Source organism: Phenylobacterium sp. (genome assembly GCF_035944335.1).
In the GTDB taxonomy this organism is placed as follows: Bacteria; Pseudomonadota; Alphaproteobacteria; order Caulobacterales; family Caulobacteraceae; genus Phenylobacterium.
The window spans coordinates 1-4,115 of the sequence record NZ_DASZBG010000027.1; the positions used below are offsets into that span (position 1 = coordinate 1).

4 protein-coding genes are annotated in these 4,115 nt (G+C 72.6%); 2 read left to right on the forward strand and 2 right to left on the reverse strand.

Going from position 1 to position 4,115, the window contains the following annotated elements:
- Both VGT80_RS05985 and VGT80_RS05990 read left to right on the forward strand, forming a co-directional pair.
- Nucleotides 1-1,400, forward strand: a 1,400-nt coding sequence (locus VGT80_RS05985) for an ATP-dependent helicase C-terminal domain-containing protein (protein ID WP_327453836.1), incomplete at its 5' end; no start/stop codon positions are given.
- A gap of 153 nt (nucleotides 1,401-1,553) precedes the next feature.
- Nucleotides 1,554-2,357, forward strand: coding sequence for a sugar phosphate isomerase/epimerase (locus VGT80_RS05990; protein ID WP_327453838.1), 804 nt, complete (start codon nucleotides 1,554-1,556; stop codon nucleotides 2,355-2,357).
- A 7-nt stretch (nucleotides 2,358-2,364) separates the two neighbouring features.
- Here the strand turns inward: VGT80_RS05990 and VGT80_RS05995 are convergent, their stop codons facing one another.
- On the reverse strand, nucleotides 2,365-3,150 hold the full coding sequence (locus tag VGT80_RS05995; RefSeq protein ID WP_327453840.1) for an RNA methyltransferase: 786 nt from the start codon (nucleotides 3,148-3,150) through the stop codon (nucleotides 2,365-2,367).
- Entirely contained in the window at nucleotides 3,147-4,073 is a 927-nt protein-coding gene (locus tag VGT80_RS06000; protein WP_327453841.1) for a class I SAM-dependent methyltransferase, read from the reverse strand. The genes VGT80_RS05995 and VGT80_RS06000 overlap by 4 nt, the downstream gene beginning before the upstream one ends.
- Nucleotides 4,074-4,115: the final 42 nt, after the last annotated feature.

Here is a 4,115-nt window from a genome sequence, read left to right on the forward strand (position 1 = left end):
CCTACGCGGACCCGGAGATCCTCGACGCCGACCTCTCGGGCCTGGCGCTGGACCTCGCCCGCTGGGGCGCCAAGGATCCGGCCGGCCTCGCCTTCCTCGATCCGCCGCCGGCCGCGGCCTATGCGGAGGCGCGCAGCCTGCTGATCCGCCTGGAGGCCCTCGCGCCGGACGGCGTGCTCACCCCGCACGGCCGCGCGCTCGCCGAATTCCCGCTGGCCCCGCGTCTGGCGCACATGATCCTCAAGGCCCAGGCGAACGCGCAGGCCCCGCGCGCCGCGCGGATCGCAGCCCTCCTCACCGAGCGCGGCCTGGGCGGTCGTGACGCCGACCTGCGCCATCGTCTCGAAGCGCTGGAGCGCGACCGCAGCCCCCGCGCCCGCGACGCCAAGGCGCTGGCCGACCGCTGGACGGGCCTCGCCGGCAAGGCGGGGCGGGGCGAGCCGTGCTCCGACGGCCTGCTGCTCGCCTTCGCCTATCCAGAGCGCATCGCCCGCGCCCGCGGTCCGGCCGGCGAATTCCAGCTGGTCTCCGGCCGCGGCGCCTTCGTGGAGCCGACCGATGCGCTCGCCCGCGAAACCTGGCTGGCGGTGGGCGAGCTCGGCGGCGGGAGCGTGCGCGACCGCATCCTGCTGGCCGCGCCCCTCGACGACGCGGAGATCGAGGCGGCCTTCGCGGACCAGCTCGAGGAGGAGGATCGGCTGGAGGCGAGCGGCGCCGGCAAGCTGCGCGCCAAGCGCATCCTGCGGCTGGGCAGGCTCACGCTCCGCGAGACCCTGGTCGACAATCCCGATCCGGCCCTGATCGCCCAGGCGCTCGCCGACCGCGTCCGCGCCGAGGGCCTCGCCGCCCTGCCGTTCGGAGACGCGGTCCGGTCCTTGCGCCAGCGCGTGGCCTTCCTGCGCCAGACCAACCCGGCTTGGCCCGACCTGTCCGACGCCGCCCTGATCGGCCACCTCGACGACTGGCTGGCGCCGCTGCTCACCGGCGTCCGGTCGCTCGCCGCCCTCAAGCCCGACGCCCTCGACACCGTGCTGCGCGGCCTGATCCCCTGGGACCTGCAGCGCCGCCTCGACACTGAAGCGCCCGCCCGCTGGACCGCGCCCACCGGCAATGCCTTCGCCATCGACTACGCCGCCGAGGGCGGTCCCCGCGTCGAGGTCCGCGTGCAGGAGGTCTATGGCCTGGCCGCCCATCCGCGGGTCGGCGGCGTTCCGCTCACCCTGTCCCTGCTGTCGCCAGCCCACCGCCCGATCCAGACCACCAAGGACCTGCCGGGCTTCTGGAAAGGCTCCTGGAAGGACGTCCGCACCGACATGCGCGGCCGCTATCCCCGGCACCTCTGGCCGGAAGACCCCGCCGCCGCCCAGCCGACCACGCGGGCCAAGCCGCGCGGAACCTGAGCTTGCCAAGCCGCCGTCAACCCGGCTGACTAGCTCTCCGGGGAGATCAACATGCTGGTCACGCGACGCCGTCTCATCGCATCGTCAGCCGCGTGGCTGGGTTCGGGCGCGATCGCATCGGCCGCGCCGCGCCCGTTTTTTCGAGGTCACCAATTGCCCATCGGGCTGCAGCTCTACTCCGTCGCCGCCGAGCTCCGCGCCGATCTCGAGGCGACGCTGAAGGCGGTCGCCGGCATCGGCTTCAAGACTGTCGAGACCGCCGGCTACGGCGGCCACGCGGTGAAGGCGCTGCGCGCCGCCTTCGACGCCCACGGCCTGACCTGCGCCAGCGCCCACGTCCAGCCGCGCGGCAATGGGCCCGAGCCCAACCTCTCCGGCGATCTCGGACGCCTGGCCGCCGACATGCATGTGCTGGGCGCCCGCCACGTGGTCATGCCGAGCTTCCTGGTCCCGGAGGGCAAGACGCTCCGGTCCCCGCTCACCCTCGACGACTGGAGGGCCACCGCGGCCTTCCTCAACCGGGTCGGCGCGGGCCTGAAGCGCGAGGGACTGCAGTTCGCCTACCACAACCACAATCCGGAGTTCGCGCCGCTGGAGCGGGGGACCGCGTACGATCTGTTGCTCAACGAGACCGACCCGGCGCTCGTGCAGTTCGAGATGGACGCCGGCTGGGTGGTCGCCGGCGGCGTCGATCCGGTCGCCCTCGTCAAGGCCCATCCCGGCCGGTTCAAGATGATGCACGTGAAGGATGTCGCGGCCGGCGTCGAACCCAACTTCGCCTTCCGGGTCACGACCACGGCGGTGGGGGCTGGGGTGATCGACTGGAAACGTCTCCTGCCCGCCGCCTATGCCGCGGGCGTCCACGAGTTCTTCGTCGAGCACGAGCCGCCGTTCACCCGCCCCGTTCTCGAGACCCTGCAGCAGAGCTTCGCCAACCTGTCGGCCATGGCGGGTTGAGGCCGCCCTAGCCCGTCGCCGCGTAGATCATCACCCCGGTGGCCACCGCCAGGTTCAGGCTGTCGGCCCGGCCGCGCATGGGGATCTTCACGTTGACGTCGCAGAGCCCGGCCATCTCCGGCGGCAGGCCCTGCTGTTCGTTGCCCATCAGGAGGAGCGACGGCGTCTGGTAGGCCGCGGCGCGGTAGTCGACCGTGGCGCTGAGCAGGGCGCCCACCACCGATCCCGGCCACTGGGACCGCCAGGCCGCGAACTCGGCCTCCGAGGCCCGGGTCAGGGGCACGGCGAAGATCGAGCCCATGGTCGCCCTGACCGCCTCCACCGAATAGGGATCGCAGCATTCGCCGACCAGGATCACCGCGCCGCAGCCGGCCGCGTCGGCCGTGCGCACGATGGTCCCGAGGTTGCCCGGATCGCGCACCCGGTGCAGCGCCACCCAGCAGACGGCCGCTTGCGGCTCCAGGGTGTCGAGCGGGCGGAACACTTGTCGGAACACGCCCACCACCGCCTGCGGATTGTCCCTGCGCGACACCTTGGCGAGGATCGCCTCGGTGACCTCGATGGCCTCGCCGCCGGCCGTCGTCGTGGCGGCGATCGCCTTGCGGAGCAGGGGATGATCCGCCTGCGGCCCGTAGAGCAGGATCTGCGGCGCGTGGCCTAGCTCGAGCCCTTCCGTGACCGTCTTCAGGCCCTCGGCCACGAACAGGCCGGTGGCGTCGCGTTCCTTGCGCAGGTGCAGGGCGCGGACCGCCTTCACGGTCGGGTTGGCCAGCGAGGTGATCCGGGGCGTCACCTGGACCACCGGGCGAAGAAGCTCATGCCCACCTGGCGAGGCCCCTCTTTGGCGCCGGCCTCCTCCACCAGCGCCAGTTCGCCCCATTCGATGGTCCCGGCCCGGTCCTTCAGCACCTCGGCCAGCAGGCCTGAGAGCGCCGCCCCCGAGATCCGCTCGGCATAGGCGTTCAGCACCAGGAACGCGGCATTTTGCGAAAGAAGTTGGCCACATAGGGCCGCAAGTTCAGGCAGGTCATCGAACAGCCGCCAGACCTCGCCGCCCGGCCCGCGGCCATATTTCGGGGGATCGAGGATGATGCCGTCATAGGTCGAGCCGCGGCGCACCTCGCGCTGCACATATTTGCGCGCGTCCTCGGTGATCCAGCGGATCGGTCGGTCGGCCAGGCCGGCCAGCTCGGCGTTCTCGCGGGCCCAGGCCACTGCCTTCTTCGAGGCGTCCACATGGGTCACCGCCGCCCCGGCCGCCGCCATCACCAGGCTGGCGACCCCGGTGTAGCCGAACAGGTTCAGCACCCGCGGCTGGACCTGGCCCGATGCCACGGCGCGGCGCACCTGGCCCTCCAGCCATGCCCAGTTCGCCGCCTGCTCGGGAAAGAAGGCCAGGTGGCGGAAGTTGGTGAACCGCCCGTGGAACTTCGCCGGGCCCCAGGCCAGCGGCCAGCTCTCCTTCGGCCGGCCCTTGAAGCGCCAGCGCCCCGCCTCGTCCTCGTCGGTGGGCTCGAACACGGCGTCCGCGCCCTCCCAGGCGCTCACCGGCAGCCGGGGGGTCCACAGGCACTGCGGCTCGGGCCGCACCACCGTGTAGGGGCCATAGCGCTCCAGCTTGCGGCCGGCGCCCGAGTCCAGCAGGGCGTAGTCGCCCCAGCCCAGCGTGCGCATGGCCGTCGGCGCGTCTGCGACATTTGGACCGGTCTTCGCCATGGCCTGGGCCTTACGCGACCGCCATGCGCCTCGTCCAGTGCG